Here is a 20,186-nt window from a genome sequence, read left to right as displayed (position 1 = left end):
CTATTTGCGCGGCGGGGCAAACCGTCAAGCGTCGTCCTTGTCGACGCGGCTTTCGCGCCACCGCAAGACCACGCGGCCCGCCAACCAGCCAAAGCCAAAACCGCCAACTGCGTAGAGGATAACAGAGACCTGAGCGAGCAGCGCATGGGGTTCCAACACCCGCGCGTTGAGGCCCAACACCATCCAGGTTGCATTCAGGCCAAGGCCCACAGCAAGCACCACGAAAAACAGCCAGACGCGCAGTCGGTATCCTGTCCAGATACAGGCAAAGAACCAGACAGCGAAAACACTCAGCAACGCCACAAGCGTAGGCGTCACCGTCATTCTGCTGGCCCCCTATGCCGCAGCCCGCCGCTCCGCCGCCGCAGCCAACGGGCGAAATAGATCACCGGCCAGCGCAGCACCGAACAGCCGCCAGCCAAGACCAACAGGCCGACCCACGGCCCGTGCTGCATGGTGGCGAAGCCTACGATGGGAATGCCAACGGCGATGAGCACATAGGCGTTACGCCAGTGGAAATCCTTGCTTGGCGTCATGGCAAGGATATTGGCAATCACGAACCAAAAGCAAACAAGGACCAGAGAAAGGCTCATTGCACAGGCTCCGGCGTTTCACCGCGTAGCCGGGCCGCGACGTAGCGCAAAGGATTGCGAAACATCGAAACAAAGGCGGCCCCAGCGGCCAGCGCCAAGAGCCACGAATGAACTACCCCAATTGCCGCGATCAGAACCGGAGCGGCAAGCAATAACACCAGCCCCGGCAGATATTGATGCCGCAGGGGAAGCATGGCCACAGCCACAGAGCCGAAGACCCAAAGGATCGACAGCCAAGCCAAGGTCACGCTGCCGCCTCCTTGGCCGTGCGCAGAGCGTTGGGCAACTCATTGGCCCAAGCGCTAATCGTCCCCGCGCCAAGGCAGACGACGATATCGCCTGGCCGTGTCTCGCGCAGAACCAATTCGGTCAACGCCTCGGCATCTTCAACCGGATAGGCTTGGCGGTGGCCATGCTGGATCAGGCCGGTTACCAGCCCGTCACGGTCCGCGCCGGGGATCGGGTCTTCGCCTGCGGCATAGACATCCGCGATGCCGACGACATCCGCGTCATTGAAACAGGCGCAGAACTCATCAAAATGATGGTGCAGCCGCGAATAGCGGTGCGGTTGGTGCACGGCGATCACCCGCCCCGCGCTGGCTTGCCGCGCGGCTTTCAGCACGGCTGCGATCTCAACCGGGTGGTGGCCGTAGTCATCAATAATGGTCACACCGTCAACTTCGCCCACGCGGGTAAATCTTCGGTTAACGCCGCCGAAACGGCTTAGCGCAGTACGGATTTTATCGGCGCTCATGCCAAGGTGCCGCGATACCGCCACAGCGGCCAGCGCGTTCGAGACATTGTGATCTCCCGGCATCGGCAGCGCACAGCCTTCGATGATTTCCCCTTCGGACTGCAGGTGCACATCAAAATGGGCAACCCCGTCCTTATAATGCAGCCCCACCGCGCGCACATCAGATTGCACGTTGAACCCATAGGTCAGCACACGGCGGTCCGTGATCTTGCCCACCAATGACTGCACCTCAGGGTGATCAATGCAGCAGACCGCCAGCCCGTAAAAGGGGATGTTCGACACGAAGTTCAAGAACCCCTGTCGCAGCGTGTCGAAATCGCCCCAATGCTCCATATGCTCTGGGTCGATATTGGTGACAATGGCGATGGTCGCAGGCAGGCGGTTAAAGGTGCCATCGGACTCATCGGCCTCCACCACCATCCACTCGCCCTGTCCCATCCGCGCGTTGGAGCCGTAAGCGTGGATCACACCGCCGTTGATCACCGTGGGGTCAATGCCCCCGGCGACCAGCAGTTCTGCTACCAAGGTGGTCGTCGTCGTCTTGCCGTGGGTGCCTGCCACCGCGATGTTGGATTTAAGACGCATCAACTCGGCCAGCATCTCGGCCCGGCGCACGACAGGCAAGCCCCGGCGGCGGGCCTCGTCCAGCTCGGCATTGCCGGGTTTGATCGCCGAAGAAATCACCACCACCGCCGCATCGCCAATGTTCTCGGCCGCCTGCCCTTCAAAGATACGCCCGCCCAATTCGGCCAGACGCACCGTGAGCTTGGTGGTGTTGAGGTCCGACCCCTGCACCCGGTAGCCGTGGTTCAGCAGCACTTCGGCAATGCCTGACATGCCGATGCCGCCGATGCCGACGAAATGGATCGGGCCGACGTCTGTCGGCAGTTTGGTAGCCGCATCGTTCATTGCTGATTTTCCTCTTCTGTGGAAGAAAGTGTTCCATGGGCGCTCAGATGTTCAACCATATCGGCCAAGGTCTCGGCCGCGTCAGGTTTGCCCACGGACAGGGCGGCGCGTGACATTTGCAAAGCCCCATCAGGCATTTCAAGAACCGACAGGATTTGCTCAGTCAGGACTTCGGGATTGGCCTTGCGCTCCGGCACCATGATCGCGGCCCCGGCTTCAACCAACCCACGCGCGTTGGCGCTTTGGTGGTCTCCGGCGGCGGCGGCAAAGGGGATCAGGATCGACGGGCGGCCAATAACCGAGAGGTCCGCGATGCTCGACGCGCCCGAGCGGCTGATCACCAGCTGCGCTTCGGACATGCGGCGCGGCACGTCGTCGAAAAACGGGCGCACATCGGCGTGGATGCCGGATTCGGCGTAGTAGTCGGCAACCCGCTGCCCATCTTCCTCGCGGGCCTGATGGCTGACACGGATGTTGTGGATCATGTTCATCGGCAGGGCCGCCAGTGCGGGCGGCACCACGTCGCTCAAAATCCGCGCCCCTTGGCTGCCGCCCATGACCAGCACTTCCATCGGGTAATCCCCCGGCGGGATATAGGCAGAGCCAGCGCGGTCCAGCACTGCCGCGCGGACCGGGTTGCCCACATGCCAACCGTCGACCCCTTCGGGCAGTTTCGTAGGCCAGATGCCGCAGGCCACCGCGTTGACGCGTTTGGCGAAAATTTCGTTCACGCGGCCCAATATACCGTTCTGCTCATGGATCATCCGCGGCATCCGCAGCGCCCAAGCCGCCCCAAGTGCGGGGATCGACGGGTAGCCGCCAAACCCCACGACCACCGAAGGCCGGTCGCGCAGCATGTTCAGCCCCGCGCCCAGCACACCGGCTGCGATGCGAAACGGCACCAGCGCCTTGGCCGCGATGCCGCCGCGGGCAAAGGTAGCGCTGCTGATCTGGTTGATCTCGACCGCTTCGGGGAAACCGCCGGTATAGCGTGCGCCGCGTGCATCGGTGCTCAGCTTCACGCGCCAACCCCGCTTGAGCATCACCTCAGCCAAAGCCTGTGCCGGAAACATATGCCCCCCGGTCCCCCCGGCGGCGATGATCAGCAATGGCGCAGACATCAGCGGCGGCCCCGGCCCAGAATATCGCTGATCTCACCCTGAGGACGGCTGCGGGTAAAGGCCAAGAGCATGCCCACGGCGATGCCAGAGGCGATCACCGACGAGCCGCCGTAGCTCACGAACGGCAGCGTCATGCCCTTGGCGGGCAAGAGCCGCACAGCCACACCCATGTTAATCATCGCCTGTACTCCGAATGTGCAGGCCAGCCCGGTTCCGGCCAGCCGGATGAAGGGATCACGTTCGCGCACCAACCGCATCAGCGAGCGAACAACCACGACTGTATATAGGGCAATGATGCAGACGACCAGAATAAGCCCATATTCTTCTGCGGCCACCGCGATGATGAAGTCGGTATGCGCATCTGGCAGCGACCATTTGACCTGCCCCTCGCCCACGCCAACCCCGAACAATCCGCCTTCGCGGATCGCATTGGTGGCATAGCCCAACTGGGTGGTCGGGTCGACATCGGGGCTGAGAAAGCCGTCAATTCGCCGTGCGAAGTGTTCGGAGTTGGAATAGGCCACCGTGCCTGCAACCACGACGAGCCCGGCCATGCCGACGAGCAGCAGCATCGGCGCGCCGCCCACAAAATACATCACGCCCCAGCCAAAGAGCACCAGACAGGCTTGGCCAAAGTCCGGCTGCAAGGCCAGCATCAGCACGATGGAAATGCACAGTGCAAAGGACCACGCACGTCCCGGCGGTCCGTTAATCTCAAGGCTCGCGGCCATCGCCCAAGCGGCGGCGACCATGAAACCGGGCTTCAGGAATTCGGACGGCTGCAGCGAGGCAAAGCCCAGCGAATACCAGCGCGTAGCCCCTTTGCCAAAATCCGTGCCGAAAAACGGCAGCAACGCGAGCGCGACAAAGGAGATAATGAATCCCACCACCGCCAAACGGCGCACCACAGTGGGCGACATCATTGAGGTCAACAGCATCGCGACAAGCGCCAAACCGCCGAAGAACGCTTGGCGTTGCACGTAGTGAAAGGCGTCAAAGCCGTTTTTCGCGGCCAAAGGTGGTGACGCGGCAAGGCCCAAAAGCATCCCTACGGCAAAGAGGATCAACACGCAGGACAAAGCCCAACGGTCGACCGTACGCCACCATTTTGGAAGGATCGGTTCGCCATCCCGTACCGGGACTGCGCCATAGACCATCTCTGTCATGGGTATCTGCCTTACACTGCCTCAACGGCCCCTTTTCGGGGTCTCAACCGGTAAGGTAGCGCGATTTGGCAGATGAAGCCAGAGAATTTAGCGCCCATGAACGCCGGAAGCTAGGCAGGGCCGAGGCTGGCCCCGCCTAAGTGTCTTTTATGCCGCGCTATGGGTGCCGCGCACCGGGTAGTCGTTATTGCGGATGAATTTCAGACCGTTGAGCAGACCCTCAAGATCGGGACGGGAGAAAGGCGCGTTGGAAATGTCGATGATATGCGTCTGGCCTTTCCCGTTAATCACGAATGTCGCAGGCTCCGCGAAGGGTCGGTCGGTTTCTTGGGGGCTGCGCGGGTCAGAGATATAGAGCCCAAGGTCGCGCATCTGGTCGAGCGTAAGGTCATAGCCGATGGGCAGGGTCAGGTTGTCCTCCTCGGCTATGCCCTTGGCCTTTTCCTCCGGGTCGCCCGAGACAGCAATGACATCGACGCCAATCTCATGGAAATCGTTTTGCAGCTTCTCAAGCTGGGCGAGGTATTTTTTGCAGATGGGGCAATGCAGACCGCGGTAGACCACCACCAATTGCCAGTCGCGCCCCTCTTGCGGTTGGCCCAGGGTCAATGTGCCACCGCCAAGCCGCGCCACATCCATTTTCGGAAAGTCTTGTCCTGCTGTCAGTTTGGTCATTCTCGGCTCCTGTTCAATTTGCGTTCTGTTCCTAGCTATCCCGTCCCGTCACCGGGACAACCGCTGTCACGTCTTCTTGACCGCCCTCGCACATTCGGGCAGAGCGCGGCCATGCAAGTCGATACAGCCATTATCGGAGCCGGAGCCGCTGGCATGATGTGCGCCGCCCATGCGGGGGGGCGCGTCTTGGTGGTAGACCATGCCAAAGCGCCGGGTGAAAAGATCCGCATCTCGGGCGGCGGGCGCTGTAATTTTACCAATATGTATTGCGAGCCGCAGGCGTTTTTGAGCCAGAACCCCCATTTCGCGAAGTCTGCGCTGGCGCGGTACACGCAGTGGGATTTCATCGAACTGGTGGATCGCCACGGCATCGCTTGGCATGAAAAAACGCTGGGGCAGTTGTTCTGCGACACCAGCGCCAAAGAGATTATCGCTATGCTGCGCGGTCTGATGCAGCAGGCGGGCGTTGATCTGCAGCTCAAGAGCAGCGCCAGTAATTTCGCCAAGACCGAGAGCGGCTTTACCTTTGACCTGCAAACCCCTGAGAAGGTGGTAAAAGTTACAGCACAGAACCTTGTCATCGCCACCGGGGGCAAATCGATCCCGAAAATGGGCGCGACGGGCATGGCCTATGATGTGGCCCGCCAGTTCGGCCTGCCGGTGACAGAGACCCGCGCCGGATTGGTGCCTTTCACCTTTGCCGAAGGCCGCTTTGCCCCCCTTGCCGGGGTCGCCACCCCGGCAAGGGTAATGGCCGGTTCTGCGGGCTTTGATGAAGCCCTGCTTTTCACACATCGCGGCCTGTCCGGCCCTGCGGTTTTGCAGGCGTCCTCCTATTGGCGCGAAGGGGAACCGATCATCGTGAACCTTGCCCCCGAAGGCGACTTGCTCGGCGCGTTGCGCGACCAGCGGCAGCAATCGGGGCGGCGGAATTTCACCACTGTTCTGGCACAGCACCTGCCGTCGCGGCTGGTAGAGTACCTTGGGCAAGAATTCGACCTTTCGGGCAATCTCGCTGATTGGTCAGACGCCCGGCTGACCACGCTGGTTGCGGCATTGCAGAACTGGCGATTGCACCCCGGCGGGACCGAAGGCTACCGCACCGCCGAGGTGACCCTTGGCGGGGTAGATACCGATGCGCTTTCGTCTAAAACTATGGCGGCGAAAGAAGTGCCCGGCCTTTATTTCATTGGTGAAGCAGTAGACGTCACCGGCTGGCTCGGCGGGTATAACTTTCAATGGGCTTGGTCGTCGGGCATGGCCGCTGCCCGGGCGATAGCGAGTTGACTTAAACCAATGTCTCGCCCAGTCCTAGTTTGGGCAGCGCCGACCCAATAGAGCCGCACTTTCAGCAGCACCCCGTCGGTCTGCGCTGCCCTCAGCGTTAACGCACCGCTACTCCGCTAAGACCTTCTGTACCTGCGCGACAAAATCCTCACCACGCCGCTCAAAACTGTCATACTGATCAAAGCTCGCCGCCGCCGGGGCCAAGAGCACTACGTCGCCCTCCTCCGCCTCCGCCGCGGCACGTGCGACGGCCTGCTCCATCGTGCCACAGACTTCGGTCTCTGCGTTCAACTGCATCGCAAACTGCGCGGCCTCGCGCCCGATCACATAGGCTTTGCGCACGCCGCCCTGCGCCTCGGCCAGCCCGCCAAGCCCGCCTTCTTTCTCAAGGCCGCCGCAGATCCAGCGGATATTTTTAAACGCCGCCAAAGCTTTGGCCGCGCTGTCGACATTGGTGGCCTTGCTGTCATTGACGTAGCGCACGCCATTCACCTCAGCCACGGTCTGCGAGCGGTGCGGCAGCCCGCCGAAACTGTGGAACGCCGCCTCGATCACCCGAGGGGCCAATCCAAGCGCCCGACAGGCGGCATAGGCGGCACAGGCGTTTTGATGGTTATGCGCTCCCGGCAACCCTTGAACGCCGCGCAGATCGATGGACCCCACCTGCTTGCCGCGCCGGTATTCGCTCAAGAACCCTTTGCGGGCAAAGACCTGCCAGCCGGGGCCAGAAAGTTTGCTCTCCGCACTGATGCGGATCACGCGGTCATCGCTCGGCCCTTCGCTTAGCTGTCCGGCCAGAAAACGCCCCTCGGCCTCATCCACACCGATCACCGCCCGGTCCGGGCCGCCTTCGGAGAACAGCCGACGTTTGGCCGCGAAATAGCCGCCCATGCCCGCATGGCGGTCCAGATGGTCGGGGGTGAGATTGGTAAAGACCGCCACATCCGGCGTCAGAGCGCGGGCCAGCTCGGTCTGATAGCTGGATAGCTCCAACACCACGACCTCCCCATCTACCGCCGGATCAAGGTCCAGCACCCCACGCCCGATATTGCCTGCCAGTTGGCAGGGCCGCCCGACATGCTCCAGAATGTGATGGATCAGCGCCGAGGTCGTCGATTTCCCATTCGAGCCGGTCACGGCCACGACGCGGGGAGCGACATCGTAGTGATCCCATGCCAGTGTGGCAAAGCTTTGAAAAAACAAGCCAATATCATTGTCGACTGGCACGCCTGCCTGCAGCGCGCTGGCGACCACCGGGTTCGGCGCAGGGTAGAGGTGCGGAATACCGGGGCTGACAATCAAACGCGCGATTTTATCAAGCGCGCCGGGGGTGCTGAGGTCGACACAGGCAAACCCCTCCCGCTCGGCCCGCGCCCGTGCTGCGGGGTCATCGTCCCAGCAGCTGACCTTTGCCCCGCCCGCCTGCAACGCCCGCGCCGCGCTCAGGCCAGAGCGGCCCAAGCCCACCACCGCAACCCGCGCGCCTTCCAAGCCCTGTACTGGAATCATCTGCAAACCCCTGCTAGCCGTTGACCCCAGAATGGGGGCATGATGCGCCTATCACAAGCCAGAGGCCGCCTAAGATGTCCAGCCCCGCGAAACCCGACCTCAACGATGTGTTGCCGCGCCTCAATGCGATGATGCGTGAGGACGACCATTGGGGCGATGTGGCGGCCTATATCCCGCAACTGGCCAAGGTGGACCCGGCGCAGTTCGGCATCGCTGTCGTGACGGCGGACGGCCACTGCCATGTGGCGGGTGACACACAGGTGCCATTTTCGGTGCAGTCGATCACCAAGGTCTTTACGCTGGCGATTGCCCTTGGCCGCTCGGGCGACCAACTGTGGCACCGTGTCGGACGCGAGCCTTCGGGCCGGGCGTTCAATTCCATCGTGCAGTTGGAGCAAGAACAGGGCCGCCCGCGCAACCCGTTCATCAACGCAGGCGCGATCGTTACCACGGACGAGGTCTTGGGCAGCCGCGAGCCGCGCGAGGCGCTGGCCGAGATCATGCGCTTCGTGCGCGAAGCGGCGGGGACCGACGACATCCACATCAACGACACCGTCGCCGCGTCAGAAACCGACTTTGGCCACCGCAACTTTGCGCTGGCGCATTTTCTGAAATCCTACGGCAACCTCAACAACGCGCCAGAACGAACGCTCGGCACCTATTTCCACCACTGCGCGATGGAGATGACAGTAGAGCAGCTTGCCATGGCCGGTCGTTTCCTGATCGAAGCGCCTGACTTGCCAAGACTGGTGGCCCCCAGCCGCATCCGGCGGCTCAACGCGCTGATGCTGACCTGCGGGCATTACGATGGCTCGGGCGATTTCGCCTATCGCGTCGGCCTGCCGGGCAAATCCGGGGTCGGCGGCGGCATCTTGGCAATAGTACCGGGGCGCGCCAGCATCGCGGTCTGGTCGCCCGGGCTCAACCGCTACGGCAACAGCCAAAAGGGCACCGAAGCGCTGGCCCTTTTGGCGCGTCACATGGATTGGTCGATTTTCTAGACGCTCAACGCACCTTAAGCGTCGCCAGCCCCAGCAGGGCGAGGATCAGCGAGATGATCCAAAAGCGGATCACGATCTGCGGCTCGGCCCAGCCTTTTTTCTCATAGTGGTGGTGGATCGGCGCCATCAGGAAAACCCGCTTGCCGGTGCGCTTGAAGTAGAGCACCTGCACAATGACCGAGAGCGCCTCGACCACGAACAGCCCGCCAACAACCGCCAGCACCAGTTCGTGCTTCGTCGCCACCGCAATGGCGCCCAAAGCGCCGCCAAGCGCCAGCGAGCCGGTGTCGCCCATAAAGACAGCCGCAGGCGGGGCGTTGTACCACAAAAAGCCCAAACCCCCACCAAACAGCCCGGCGGTAAAGATCAGAATTTCACCCGTCCCCGGCACGTAATGCACATCGAGATATTCGGTAAAGTCGACCCGGCCCACCGCATAGGCGATGACGCCAAGCGCACCTGCCGCGATCATCACCGGCATAATCGCCAAACCGTCCAGCCCGTCGGTAAGGTTCACCGCATTGGCCGCGCCCACGATCACGATCATCGCGAAAGGCACGAATAGCACGCCGAGGTTGATCAATGTGTCCTTGAACACCGGCAGCGCCAATTGGTTCTGCAATCCTTCGGGATGATATTGCGCGGCCCAAAAGCCAGCGATGCCTGCAATCAAAAAGCCCAGCAAAAGCCGCACCTTACCCGGCACACCATCGCTGTTTTGCTTGCTCACCTTGGCGTGGTCATCGGCATAGCCAATGGCAGCAAAGCTCATGGTGACGAAGAGCACCAGCCAGACAAAGGGGTTATCAAGCCGCGCCCAAAGCAGGGTCGAGGTCAGCAATGCCCCCACGATCAGCAGCCCGCCCATGGTGGGCGTGCCAGCCTTGATGAAATGCCCCTCAGGGCCGTCATCGCGGATCGGTTGGCCCTTGCCTTGCCGCTTGCGCAGCACGTTGATCAACGGCTTACCAAAGAGGAATCCAAACAATAGCGCGGTAAAGAACGCCCCCCCGGCGCGGAAGGTGATATAGCGAAACAGGTTAAAGAAATCGCCGCCATCCGACAGCAGCGTCAACCAATAGAGCATGTTTCGCGTCCTTAATTCACTTTAACATTTTGGGATCATATGCCCGAAAGTCAGGCATTCGGCACCGGATGGCCCATTTTGCGGATGGCGTCAACGATTGTGCCGAGCTTCATCGACAAGGAGCCTTTGACCAGCACAACATCGCCGGGACCGAGGTCTTTGCGCAACGATCCGTGCAGGTCGTCCGAAGTCTCGACCCAGATCCCGCGCTTTTGTTCGGGCAAAGCGTCATAGAGCGCGCGCATCAGGGGGCCGATGCAATGCACCCGGTCAATTGCGGCCATTGAGTCGAGATCAGCCAACCCCGCATGCAACGCTGTGGCCTCTGGCCCCAGTTCCTTCATATCGCCCAATATTGCGACCCGCCGTCCGGCGCTTGAAGGTGTTTGGCCCAGGTCGGCCCCCGCCAGCACCGCAAGCGAGGCGGCCACAGAGGTCGGATTGGCATTATAGCTGTCGTCGATCAGTTCCAGCACATGGTCCGTGTCACCGGAATCGAGCAAGATCTGTTCGCGCACCCCGCGCCCCGCATAGGGCGACCAGCGGCCCAGCGATTGCACCGCCAACGCACGATCAGCGCCAAAGGCATCGCTGATCGCCAGCGCGCCAAGGGCGTTCATCGCAAAATGCTGCCCGGGCGTGGCAATTTTATAGAGCAGCGGTGCGCCTGCGACATCGGCCTGCGCCACGGTGGTGTCGCCTTGCACCTTTACATCGGTTAGGGTGTAGTGATGGCCCTTGCGGCCAAAGGTCGTCTCGCGCAGCCCGCGCTCCAGCGCCTTGTTTAGCACGATATCGCTGTGGTCATGATCCGCGTTGATCACCGCCACACCGCCTGCTTCCATTCCGTCAAAGATGCTGGCCTTTTCCACCGCAATGGCGGCGACACTCTCGAAAGCTTCAAGATGGACAGCGGCGACATTGGTCACCATCGCGGCATGGGGCCGCGCCTGTTTGGCCAATGGCGCGATTTCGCCGGGGTGGTTCATGCCGATTTCAATCACCGCGTAATCGGTGTCGCGCGGCATCCGCGCCAATGTCAGCGGCACGCCCCAGTGGTTGTTGTAGCTGTCGACGCTGGCATGGGCGCGGCCCTGATCGCCAAAGATCGCCAGCAGCATTTCCTTGGTCGACGTCTTGCCGACGCTGCCCGTCACCGCCGCGACCTTGGCCTGCGGCCCCAGCCGCGCGCGCCCGGCCCGACCAAGCGCTTCCAGCCCCGTCTGCACGTCATCAACGATCAACAGTGGCGCATCCTCGGCCACACCTTCGGGCAGATGGGCCACCAGCGCCGCCGAAGCGCCTTTCTCCAGCGCTTGGGCCACAAACTCATGCCCATCCCGCGCCGCCTTGAGCGCTACGAAAAGATCGCCCGGTTGGAGCGTCCGCGTGTCGATCGACACGCCATTGCAGACCCAATCGCCCTGCGCCCGCCCGCCTGTGGCCTGTGCCGCTTCTGTCGCTGTCCAAAGGCTCATGCCAGTCTCCCATCCAGTGCGGCCACCGCCACGCTGGCCTGCTCCACATCATCAAAGGGCAGCACATCGTCGCCCACGGTCTGCCCGGTCTCATGACCCTTGCCCGCGATCAGCAGGGCATCGCCCGGCTCAAGCGCATCGATACCGCGCAGGATCGCTTCGGCCCGGTCGCCGACCTCCATCGCCTCCGGCGCGCCTTCCAGCACGGCAGCACGGATGCTCGCCGGGTCTTCGCTGCGCGGGTTGTCGTCGGTTACGATTACCATATCGGCATGTTCCGCCGCCGCCTGCCCCATCAGGGGGCGTTTGGCCCGGTCCCGGTCGCCGCCCGCGCCGACGATGGCGATGAGGCGACCCATCACATGCGGGCGCATGGCGGCCAGCGCGGTGGCAACGGCATCGGGCGTATGGGCGTAATCGACAAAGACCGCCGCGCCGTTGTCGCGGGTGGCAGCAAGCTGCATCCGGCCTCGGACGGTCGTCAGATGCGGCAGCGTGTCGAACACCTCTTGCGGGTCCGCACCGCAGGCAATGACCAGCCCCGCGGCGAGCAGCACGTTGTCGGCTTGAAAGCCGCCGATCAGGTTGAGCCGCTTTTGATAGGTCTTGCCACGCCAAGCAAAGCGCAGGTCTTGGCCGGTGGAATCGAACCGCTGGCCCTGCAAATGCAGATCGCCCCCATCGCGGCCTACGGTGATGACCTCGCAGCCCCGCGCGCGGGCGATGGCGGCCATGTCTACACCCTTGGCGTCGTCCACATTGATGACCGCGGTGCCGTCTTCGGGCAAGACGCGAGCAAAAAGCGCAGCCTTGGCGTCAAAATAAGCTTCGAAGGTCTCGTGATAGTCCAGATGGTCTTGGGTAAAGTTTGTGAACCCCGCCGCCTTTAGCGTCACCCCGTCCAGCCGCCGCTGATCCAACCCATGCGAAGACGCCTCCATCGCCGCATGGGTGATGCCGTTTCGCGCGGCCTCGGCCAGCGTGCGATGCAGGGTGATCGGTTCTGGCGTGGTATGCGCGAGAGGTGCCGCCCAAGCGCCTTCTACCCCGGTGGTGCCAAGGTTGACCGCTGGCAATCCCATCTCCACCCAAATCTGGCGCACGAAGGTCGAGACAGAGGTCTTGCCGTTGGTCCCCGTCACCGCGATCATCGTCGCGGGCTGGCCGCCGAACCACAGCGCCGCGGTGCGCGCCAGCGCTTCGCGGGGGGAGTCGGAAACGATCAACGCCGCGTCGGAGCCTGCCAAGTCCTCCGCCGCGATCTCGGCGCCCGCCGCATCGGTCAGCACGGCTGCTGCACCCATCCGCAACGCGTATTGAATGAACTCTCCCCCATGCACCCGGCTGCCGGGCATGGCGGCGAAAAGCGTGCCTTCGCGCACCTCGCGGCTGTCGACGGCGATGCCGGTGATCAGAGGGTTGGCCCCCGCACGCGCGGTTAGCCCGAGAGAGGAAAGCGGTACGGCCCGGCTGGTCATAGTGATGTCTTTTCAGTTTCTGCTGGTCAGCGTTATCACAGCGTTGTTCACCGGTTCAACAGTCGGACGCAGGCCGAGAAGAGGCGCGATGCGGCGGACCATTTCGGCGGCCACGGGCACAGCGGTCCAGCCCGCCGTGCGGCGCGGTTTGGGGCCAGAGGTCTCAACCGGCTCGTCCAGCGTGACGATTAGCACATATTTTGGGTTATCGATTGGGAAGATGCTGGCGAAAGTGTTGATCACCTTGTCGTCGTAATAGCCGCCTGTGGGCTTTGGCTTATCCGCCGTGCCGGTCTTGCCCGCGATCTGATAGCCCGGCACTTCGGCAAAGCTCGCCGTGCCTTCTGTCACCACCTTGCGCAGCATCATGCGGGCTTGGGCGGCGGTTTCTTCGGACATGACGCGGGGGCCGAGTTGGGGGGCGGACTGCTTAAGCAAGGTGGGTTTCACCACGCGGCCCCCATTGGCAATCGCCGCATAGCCTGCCGCAAGGTGCATCGGCGTGCTCGACAGGCCGTGGCCATAGGAAATCGTCACGCTCGACAGGTCGGTCCAACGGCTCGGCAAAAGCGGCTTGCCGCCCGAAGCCTCAACGATCTCAAAGGGGGTCGGCTCAAAGAAACCAAGTTTTTTCAGGAACTCCTGCTGCCGCTCCACCCCGATCTCCAGCGCCATACGGCCTGTCCCTCGGTTCGAAGACTGCACGATAATATCGGTCACGCTCAGCTTGCCGTAGTTCTTGTTGCGGAACTCACCAATGCGGAAACCGCCAACCTTCATCGGGCCGGAGGTGTCGATGATCGTGTCGGCGTTGAACAGCCCCAACTCAACCGCCTGTGCAGCGGCGAAAATCTTGAAGGTCGAGCCCAACTCATAGACCCCCTGCACCGCGCGGTTAAACAGCGGGCTGTCCGAGGCATCTCCTTGGGTCAGCGGGCGCGGGCGGTTGTTTGGGTCAAAGTCAGGCAGGGAGGCAACCGAGATCACTTCGCCGGTATGCACATCCATCAGAATGCTGGTGGCGCCCTTGGCATTCATCAGCTTCATTCCGCCATAGAGCACCCGCTCGGCGGCGGCCTGTACGGTCAGATCAAGCGAAAGCTCCAGCGGTTTGGCCCCATTGGCCGGATCGCGCAGGTAGTCGTCGAAATACTTCTCAACCCCCGCCACACCGATCACCTCGGCGGCGTGAACGCCCTCTTTGCCATAGCTTGCGCCGCCCAACACATGCGCGGCCAGCGAACCATTGGGATAAAGCCGCATGTCGCGGGGCGCAAATAGCAGACCCGGATCGCCGATGTCATGCACCGCCTGCATCTGCTCTGGGCTGATTTTCTTTTTCACCCACAGGAACTTACGCTTGCCTGTGAAGTCCTTGATCAGTCGCTCTTCTTTCAGATCGGGAAAGACTTTGACCAACTTCTTTGCGGCCGCTTCCGGGTCGATCATATGACGCGGTTGAGCATAAAGCGCATGGGTTTGAAAGTTGGTCGCCAGTAAGCTGCCATTGCGGTCGGTAATATCCGCACGTGAGGCCGAGAGCACGGCACCCGGCGCATAGCCGCGCGGCTCAGACGGCTCTGACATTGCCAAAAGCCCCATGCGTCCGCCGATCACCGTGAAGGCACAGAGAAAGAAGAAACTCAGGACCAAAAGCCGCCCTTCGGCCCGCACCCGCGCCTTGTCGCGCATTTGCTCATGCCGGATGCGCTTGTTCTCACGCTCAATCGCGTCGGGGTTCTCGCCCTTTTGACGGGCGTCGAGGATACGCGCCAGCGGGCGCAGCGGCGTGCGGATCATGGGGCAACCTCCTCGGCAACGCCATTCAGCGCGTCGTAATTCATCGTCGAAACGTTAACCGGCTCGGTGATCGGCAAGAGCGGCGCGGGCGGATAGGCCACCTGATCGACCTGCCCGAACTGCCCCGGATGCAGCGGCAACAGGCCCAGACGGTCAAAGTTCAGATCGGCCAGATCGCGCAGCCGGTCCGGACGGTTCTGAAACGCCCATTCCGCGCGCAACACGGCCAGCCGATCATGGGCGTCGCGGATATTGGCGTGCAGCTTATCCGCATCGCTCAGCGCCTGCTGGGTGGCGTAGTTTTCGCGGTAGGCCCAGAACGCCAGCCCGACAACGGCGAGAGTGGTCAGGATATACATCACCGTGCGCATGATCAGAGCCCCTTTACCATTGGCATGCCGATGGATTTTGCATCAATCTCACCGCTTGGCGCATCGGTGCGCGTGGCGACCCGCAGCTTGGCCGAACGGCTGCGCGGGTTTTCGTCCAACTCTTGGGCGTCCGGTCCGATAGCCTTGCGCGATTTCAGTGTAAACTGCGGCGGTGCCTGCTCGATCGCGGGTGCGAAACGGTTGGCATTGCCCCCGGCCCCGGCCCGCGCGGTGAGGAAGCGTTTGACCATGCGGTCCTCGACCGAGTGGAAGGTCACGACGGCCAGCTTGCCACCGGGCTTCAGCGCCCGCTCGGCGGCCATAAGGCCTTGAAACAACTCGCCATATTCATTGTTCACCGCAATCCGCAGCGCCTGAAAACTGCGCGTGGCGGGATGGCTCTGGCCGGGTTTCGACCGTGGCAGACAGCCTTCAACCAGCTTAGCCAATTCCAGCGTGGTGGTGATCGGTGCCTCGCTTCGTGCGCGGATTATCGCCTTGGCGATCCGGCGGGAGGCGCGTTCTTCGCCGTATTGAAACAGGATGTTGGCGAGGGTTTCCTCTTCGGCCTCATTGACCAGATCCGCTGCCGAGGGGCCGTCTTGGCTCATCCGCATGTCGAGCGGGCCGTCTTTCATGAAAGAAAACCCACGTTCCGCCTGATCCAACTGCATGGAGGAGACACCAAGGTCCAGCACAACGCCGTCAAGGTCTTGGGCATATTCATCCATGCGCGAGAAGACGCCCTGCTGCATGGTGATCCGGTCGCCGTAGTCCCCGGCCCATTCCTCGGCCATCTCAAAGGCCAGCGGGTCACGGTCCACCGCGATGACGCGTTCGGCCCCCGCTTCCAGCAGCCCACGGGTGTAGCCGCCCGCGCCAAAGGTGCCATCCAGCCAGACCCCTTCTACGGGCGCCACCGCGCTCAGAATAGGACGCAGCAGAACAGGGGTGTGAGGGGAGGAAGGGTCAGAGGCAGCAACCATTCCGTCAGATCTCCATGTCACCATCAAGGAAGGACAGCGGATCGACATCGTCGGGCAGTTCCTGCTGCCAGGCTTCTTCCTCGGTCTCGTAGGTTTCGGGCTTCCAGATCTGGAAGGTGTCACCGGCTGCGATAAAGAACGCCTCGCCGTCCAACTCGATCTTGTTGCGCAGCTTGGCGGGCAGCACCAGACGGCCTGTCTCGTCTACCGTGGTCGGGAAAGACTGGCCGTGGAACAGACGCTGGAGCGCCTTACGCTGCATGGAGCCACGCGGCATACGGTCGATCTTGGCGTCGACCTCTTCGATGGCTTCCATGGTGTAACATTCAAGGTAGTTGCGGCGGTGGTCGCCATAGACGATGACCAGCTCAGGGTTGTCGCCGTTCTTCCAGTTCGGGTCGCCAGCCTCCAACACACGCCGAAAAGAGGCTGGGATAGACACCCGCCCCTTCGTATCGACCTTGTGGTGGCTCTCGCCTCTGAACCTGCGGCTCACTTGGTGTCCCTGCCTCTTGCGCCTTCGCGCTTAACTCGTTTTTCGCCGTGCTCTGGAAATGGAAACGGCGGGTTGATCTGCTGCCACTGATCAACCCGCCGCCCACGTCCCGCAGCTTGGCGGGGAAGTCCGACTGCACGCGCCATCTGGGGGGATGTCTGCTCGCTCGCGCGCCGGATCTCTTTGTTCTGATGAAAGCGAGGTGCCTGTATGAACCTGCTAGGTTTTTAGTTTTTTTGGGGTCGTTTGCTGCCCCGTGTCCCGTTCTCATCCGATGCACTAGGGATGCCATGGGAATTGATGGGCGTCTACAATTTTTTTCAGCTTCTCCGCAATATTTTGTTTTGCACAGGGTGTGGGAACAACATCTGGTATAAGTTCGTCAGCGGAAATTGGCTTAATTAGCGAAGCTTCAGCGTAAAACTACTATATATTGAGCGCACATCACCGGCAGCACAACGTCCCACGATTTCCCAGTAAATTTTGCACACATAGTTATCCACAGGCTGTGTTCGTTGCCTGTTCTTAAGACTGACGCAAGAACCGCCGAAACGCCACCGAATTTCCCCAGAATCAGAATCGAATAACCACCGTTTTTAGCCAGAGTGGGGCGTATTCCCACGCTGCCCATGAATTCCCGCGACATTTCCCATGACCTCCCGTCGGCCCATGGTTTCCCTCCGACCCGGCCCATTCGCCCCCATCTCACACGCCGAGCCGCGCTTGATCTTGTCCTTCGCCCCCGAGCGCGGCACAAAGACGCCAAATCTATGGAGCCCAAAATGAACCGAGCCACGGCCCTCTTCGCCCATGCGCTGAACATGTTCTTGCTCGCCCCTGCCACGACGCTCCGGGTAATTCTGCCTGCGGTGCTCTGGGTCATGGGCGCGGCAGCGGTGGCAGGGGTGATGGCCAGCGATGCGCTCAACGCGATGCACCGGGTAATGGCGGACACGGCACCTCCGCCCACGGCGCAAGTGTTGGTGCTGCTGGCCTGTGGGATTGCCGGGATATTAGGCTATGCACTGATGGCCGTGCTGTGGCACCGCCATGTGCTGCTGGACCGAGAAGCGCCAGAGGCGGAGTTGCGCCCCAGCATGGGAGTCTTCTGGGGCTATGTCGGGCGCGCCATTGTCTTGGGCTTTGTGCAGTTTCTGGCAGCCATTCCCATCGGGCTTGCGATGATGCTGCTCAGCGGCCTTACGGGCTCCAGCACGGCTGCGCTGATGCTTATCGGCCTTGCGGCAGGCGTGGCCTTTCTCTGGGTGGCCCTGCGCCTTAGCCTCGTGCTGCCAGCGGCGGCCATGGGTCAGACCATGCCGATCCGCGAAAGCTGGCAGGCCACAGCACCGCTCGCGGGCGTGCTTTGGGCGCTGGCGGTCTTGCTGGCAGTGGTGAATACCCTATTGGGCGTGATCTCTGGCGTCTTGCTGCCCGATGATCCGGGCGTGCGCCTGCTGCTCGATTCAGCGCTCTATATAATAGAGGGACTGGTTTTCGTGTCGGTGCTGACCACGCTCTATGGTCATCTGATCGAAGGGCGCGCGCTGAGCTAGGCCCGCGCCCTGTGCGGCCTAAGCCATGCCGCCGTCGATCAACCCCTGTGCAATGCGGCCATAGGCCTCGGCCATCGGCCCCTCGCCTGCGGCCACCGGTGTTCCGCTGTCCCCCGCAAGCCGCGTCTCCAGATCAATCGGCAGGCTGCCCAAGAGCGGCACGCCCATCTTCTCGGCCTCGGCCTTCACACCGCCATGGCCAAAGATCTCATGCTGAGAGCCGCAATCAGGGCAGACGAACATCGACATATTTTCGATCAAGCCCAGTACCGGGGTCTTCAGCGTGGCGAACATATCCAACGCCTTACGCGCATCAATGAGCGCCACGTCCTGCGGCGTGCTGACCACAATCGCGCCGGACAGTTCTGACTTGGTACAAAGCGTCAGCTGCACATCCCCCGTACCCGGCGGCAGATCGACAAGCAGCACGTCCAACTCGCCCCATTCCACCTGCCCCAGCATCTGCTGCAAGGCGCCCATCAGCATTGGCCCACGCCAAACCACAGCCTTGCCCTCTTCGAGCATAAATCCGATGGACATCAGCGTGACCCCATGGGCCTGCAAGGGAATGATCGTCTTGCCATCAGGGCTCGCGGGGCGTTTGTTCACCCCCATCATGCGCGGCTGGCTGGGGCCATAGATATCGGCATCGAGCAGCCCCACCTTGCGCCCCGCTTTCGCCAGCGCCACGGCAAGGTTCGAGCTGACGGTGGATTTGCCGACGCCGCCCTTGCCGGACCCAATCGCCAGAATACGTTTCACCCCGCTGGGCTTCATCGGCCCCTCTTGGGGCTTAGGATGCCCGCCGACCTTGAGGCTGGGCGCTTTGGCCTGCGGCCCATGCGCCGTCAGCGCGACAGAGACATCACCCACGCCCGGCAGATCACGCACCACCTGCTCCGCCGCATCGCGCAAAGGCGCCATCTGACGGGCGACATCCGCATTGGGCGCCTCGATCACAAAGCGCACCTTATCCCCGTCCACCGTCAATGCCCGGACAAGGTCATGGGCCAACAGGCTTTTGCCGTCCGGAAGCGCGACACGCTCCAACGCGGCTTCGACTTGGGCTTTCGTCACGGACATGCGCAAATTCTCCTCTATTACGCTTCTTGAAATGGCAGGTTCTGCGCCAAGCGCAAGCCTTGGGGCCGAATTGCCACCGCAGTGGGCGCATTGCTCAAAGTTTACGCAGGGTTACCATGTTTTCGCTGCATAGCGGCATTGCAAAAAGGATCATTGTGCAACCGCAGCAATTAGCGCTAACTTACATCCATAGGCAGGGCCAAGCGCCCCGCTGCCGGAACATCAGACCTATCCATCCTCCTCCCGGATATGTCTGCTGTCGAAAAGATCAGATCGGCCTATCCTCCTCCCGGGCAGGTCTGACCTTGAAGAGACCAGACGCGTCCATCCTCCTCCCGGATGTGTCTGTAATTGGCGGCGACATTTACCTCCTCCCGAATGTCGTCGCCCCTTCTTCTCCCCCCTTCGATATTAACACGACACCCCCGCTATACACGCCTGCGCGATGCGGGCTGATCCGTTTTTTAACAAGGGTTTATCCCCCTTACGCACCCATGCGTTTTCTGCATAGCGGCCTTGCCTTTATGCCCATTGTGCAGATGCAGAAAGAGCGTAAATAGCGGGCAACGAGATGATCAACAGATGAAAAAAGAGGCGCCGAAATGGCTTATATGAACACGACTTCCGCAACCACACCTTCCTTCTTCGCCCGTATCGGTGGCGCATTCGAAGGTCTGGCAACCCGCTACAAGCAGCACCGTCTGTACCGTGAAACTTTTGACGGCCTCAGCGCGTTGAGCAACCGCGAATTGGCCGACCTTGGCCTGTCGCGCTCCGAGCTGCGCCGCGTAGCTTGGGAATCCTCGCGCCGCTAAGGCTGAGCAGAGAGATCGGAC

General features: G+C 61.9%; 20 protein-coding genes. 4 read left to right on the top strand and 16 right to left on the bottom strand.

What is annotated here, in order from left to right; translation table 11 throughout:
• Nucleotides 1-24: 24 nt before the first annotated feature.
• The 7 genes from HTT03_RS12805 to HTT03_RS12775 all read right to left on the bottom strand — a co-directional run bounded on the left by HTT03_RS12805 (nucleotide 25) and on the right by HTT03_RS12775 (nucleotide 5,218).
• Nucleotides 25-324, bottom strand: coding sequence for a hypothetical protein (locus tag HTT03_RS12805; protein WP_174860162.1), 300 nt, complete (start codon nucleotides 322-324; stop codon nucleotides 25-27).
• Nucleotides 321-593, bottom strand: a complete 273-nt coding sequence (locus tag HTT03_RS12800) for a DUF2484 family protein (RefSeq protein ID WP_174860161.1) — start codon at nucleotides 591-593, stop codon at nucleotides 321-323. The genes HTT03_RS12805 and HTT03_RS12800 overlap by 4 nt, the downstream gene beginning before the upstream one ends.
• Nucleotides 590-841: a DUF2484 family protein gene (locus HTT03_RS12795; protein ID WP_174860160.1), complete on the bottom strand. Its 252-nt coding sequence runs from the start codon at nucleotides 839-841 to the stop codon at nucleotides 590-592. Before HTT03_RS12795 ends, HTT03_RS12800 begins: the two co-directional genes overlap by 4 nt.
• Complete coding sequence (gene murC, locus HTT03_RS12790) at nucleotides 838-2,256, bottom strand: UDP-N-acetylmuramate--L-alanine ligase (RefSeq protein ID WP_174860159.1); 1,419 nt, start codon at nucleotides 2,254-2,256, stop codon at nucleotides 838-840. The genes HTT03_RS12795 and murC overlap by 4 nt, the downstream gene beginning before the upstream one ends.
• Complete coding sequence (locus HTT03_RS12785) at nucleotides 2,253-3,377, bottom strand: UDP-N-acetylglucosamine--N-acetylmuramyl-(pentapeptide) pyrophosphoryl-undecaprenol N-acetylglucosamine transferase (RefSeq protein ID WP_174860158.1); 1,125 nt, start codon at nucleotides 3,375-3,377, stop codon at nucleotides 2,253-2,255. The genes murC and HTT03_RS12785 overlap by 4 nt, the downstream gene beginning before the upstream one ends.
• The gene (gene ftsW / locus HTT03_RS12780; RefSeq protein WP_174860157.1) at nucleotides 3,377-4,543 is read right to left on the bottom strand and encodes a putative lipid II flippase FtsW; all 1,167 of its coding nucleotides are present in this window, start codon (nucleotides 4,541-4,543) and stop codon (nucleotides 3,377-3,379) included. The genes HTT03_RS12785 and ftsW overlap by 1 nt, the downstream gene beginning before the upstream one ends.
• Nucleotides 4,544-4,690: 147 nt before the next feature.
• Complete coding sequence (locus HTT03_RS12775; RefSeq protein ID WP_174860156.1) at nucleotides 4,691-5,218, bottom strand: peroxiredoxin-like family protein; 528 nt, start codon at nucleotides 5,216-5,218, stop codon at nucleotides 4,691-4,693.
• Nucleotides 5,219-5,329: 111 nt separating this feature from the next.
• Here HTT03_RS12775 and HTT03_RS12770 point away from each other — a divergent pair, with 111 nt between their 5' ends.
• A complete protein-coding gene (locus HTT03_RS12770) occupies nucleotides 5,330-6,505 on the top strand; it encodes a BaiN/RdsA family NAD(P)/FAD-dependent oxidoreductase (RefSeq protein ID WP_174860155.1) in 1,176 nt (391 codons plus the stop codon).
• A 108-nt stretch (nucleotides 6,506-6,613) separates the two neighbouring features.
• Here HTT03_RS12770 and murD read toward each other — a convergent pair whose 3' ends face one another.
• Entirely contained in the window at nucleotides 6,614-8,014 is a 1,401-nt protein-coding gene (gene murD / locus HTT03_RS12765; RefSeq protein WP_174860154.1) for a UDP-N-acetylmuramoyl-L-alanine--D-glutamate ligase, read from the bottom strand.
• 74 nt (nucleotides 8,015-8,088) lie between these two features.
• Here murD and HTT03_RS12760 point away from each other — a divergent pair, with 74 nt between their 5' ends.
• On the top strand, nucleotides 8,089-9,015 hold the full coding sequence (locus tag HTT03_RS12760) for a glutaminase (RefSeq protein WP_174860153.1): 927 nt from the start codon (nucleotides 8,089-8,091) through the stop codon (nucleotides 9,013-9,015).
• 4 nt (nucleotides 9,016-9,019) lie between these two features.
• On the opposite strand, the gene mraY is transcribed toward HTT03_RS12760, so the two are convergent.
• From mraY to mraZ, 7 genes are read right to left on the bottom strand one after another with little or no spacing between them, the layout of a single operon-like run.
• Nucleotides 9,020-10,102: a phospho-N-acetylmuramoyl-pentapeptide-transferase gene (gene mraY / locus HTT03_RS12755; protein WP_174860152.1), complete on the bottom strand. Its 1,083-nt coding sequence runs from the start codon at nucleotides 10,100-10,102 to the stop codon at nucleotides 9,020-9,022.
• Nucleotides 10,103-10,152: 50 nt separating this feature from the next.
• On the bottom strand, nucleotides 10,153-11,580 hold the full coding sequence (locus HTT03_RS12750; protein ID WP_174860151.1) for a UDP-N-acetylmuramoyl-tripeptide--D-alanyl-D-alanine ligase: 1,428 nt from the start codon (nucleotides 11,578-11,580) through the stop codon (nucleotides 10,153-10,155).
• Nucleotides 11,577-13,058, bottom strand: coding sequence for a UDP-N-acetylmuramoyl-L-alanyl-D-glutamate--2,6-diaminopimelate ligase (locus HTT03_RS12745; protein ID WP_174860150.1), 1,482 nt, complete (start codon nucleotides 13,056-13,058; stop codon nucleotides 11,577-11,579). The genes HTT03_RS12750 and HTT03_RS12745 overlap by 4 nt, the downstream gene beginning before the upstream one ends.
• 12 nt (nucleotides 13,059-13,070) lie before the next feature.
• Nucleotides 13,071-14,858, bottom strand: coding sequence for a peptidoglycan D,D-transpeptidase FtsI family protein (locus tag HTT03_RS12740; protein WP_174860149.1), 1,788 nt, complete (start codon nucleotides 14,856-14,858; stop codon nucleotides 13,071-13,073).
• The gene (gene ftsL / locus HTT03_RS12735; RefSeq protein ID WP_174860148.1) at nucleotides 14,855-15,229 is read right to left on the bottom strand and encodes a cell division protein FtsL; all 375 of its coding nucleotides are present in this window, start codon (nucleotides 15,227-15,229) and stop codon (nucleotides 14,855-14,857) included. The genes HTT03_RS12740 and ftsL overlap by 4 nt, the downstream gene beginning before the upstream one ends.
• 2 nt (nucleotides 15,230-15,231) lie before the next feature.
• The gene (rsmH, locus tag HTT03_RS12730; protein WP_174860147.1) at nucleotides 15,232-16,215 is read right to left on the bottom strand and encodes a 16S rRNA (cytosine(1402)-N(4))-methyltransferase RsmH; all 984 of its coding nucleotides are present in this window, start codon (nucleotides 16,213-16,215) and stop codon (nucleotides 15,232-15,234) included.
• A 4-nt stretch (nucleotides 16,216-16,219) separates the two neighbouring features.
• A complete protein-coding gene (gene mraZ, locus HTT03_RS12725) occupies nucleotides 16,220-16,711 on the bottom strand; it encodes a division/cell wall cluster transcriptional repressor MraZ (protein ID WP_174860146.1) in 492 nt (163 codons plus the stop codon).
• A 782-nt stretch (nucleotides 16,712-17,493) separates the two neighbouring features.
• On the opposite strand from mraZ, the gene HTT03_RS12720 reads away from it, so the two are divergent.
• Nucleotides 17,494-18,267 carry a hypothetical protein gene (locus HTT03_RS12720; RefSeq protein ID WP_174860145.1) on the top strand — a complete coding sequence of 258 codons (774 nt, stop codon included), beginning with the start codon at nucleotides 17,494-17,496 and terminating at the stop codon, nucleotides 18,265-18,267.
• Between the two features lie 18 nt (nucleotides 18,268-18,285).
• On the opposite strand, the gene HTT03_RS12715 is transcribed toward HTT03_RS12720, so the two are convergent.
• On the bottom strand, nucleotides 18,286-19,350 hold the full coding sequence (locus tag HTT03_RS12715) for an Mrp/NBP35 family ATP-binding protein (RefSeq protein WP_174860144.1): 1,065 nt from the start codon (nucleotides 19,348-19,350) through the stop codon (nucleotides 18,286-18,288).
• A gap of 602 nt (nucleotides 19,351-19,952) precedes the next feature.
• Between HTT03_RS12715 and HTT03_RS12710 the strand changes: the two genes are divergently transcribed.
• Nucleotides 19,953-20,165 (top strand): DUF1127 domain-containing protein, encoded by a 213-nt coding sequence (locus HTT03_RS12710; RefSeq protein ID WP_093739565.1) that lies wholly within the window; start codon nucleotides 19,953-19,955, stop codon nucleotides 20,163-20,165.
• Nucleotides 20,166-20,186 lie beyond the last annotated feature (21 nt).

This window comes from Sulfitobacter maritimus (assembly GCF_013346665.1).
GTDB classification, from domain to species: Bacteria; Pseudomonadota; Alphaproteobacteria; order Rhodobacterales; family Rhodobacteraceae; genus Sulfitobacter; species Sulfitobacter maritimus.
The sequence above is the reverse complement of the archived record's forward strand: the minus strand, read 5'-3'. Positions and strand labels throughout refer to the sequence as shown.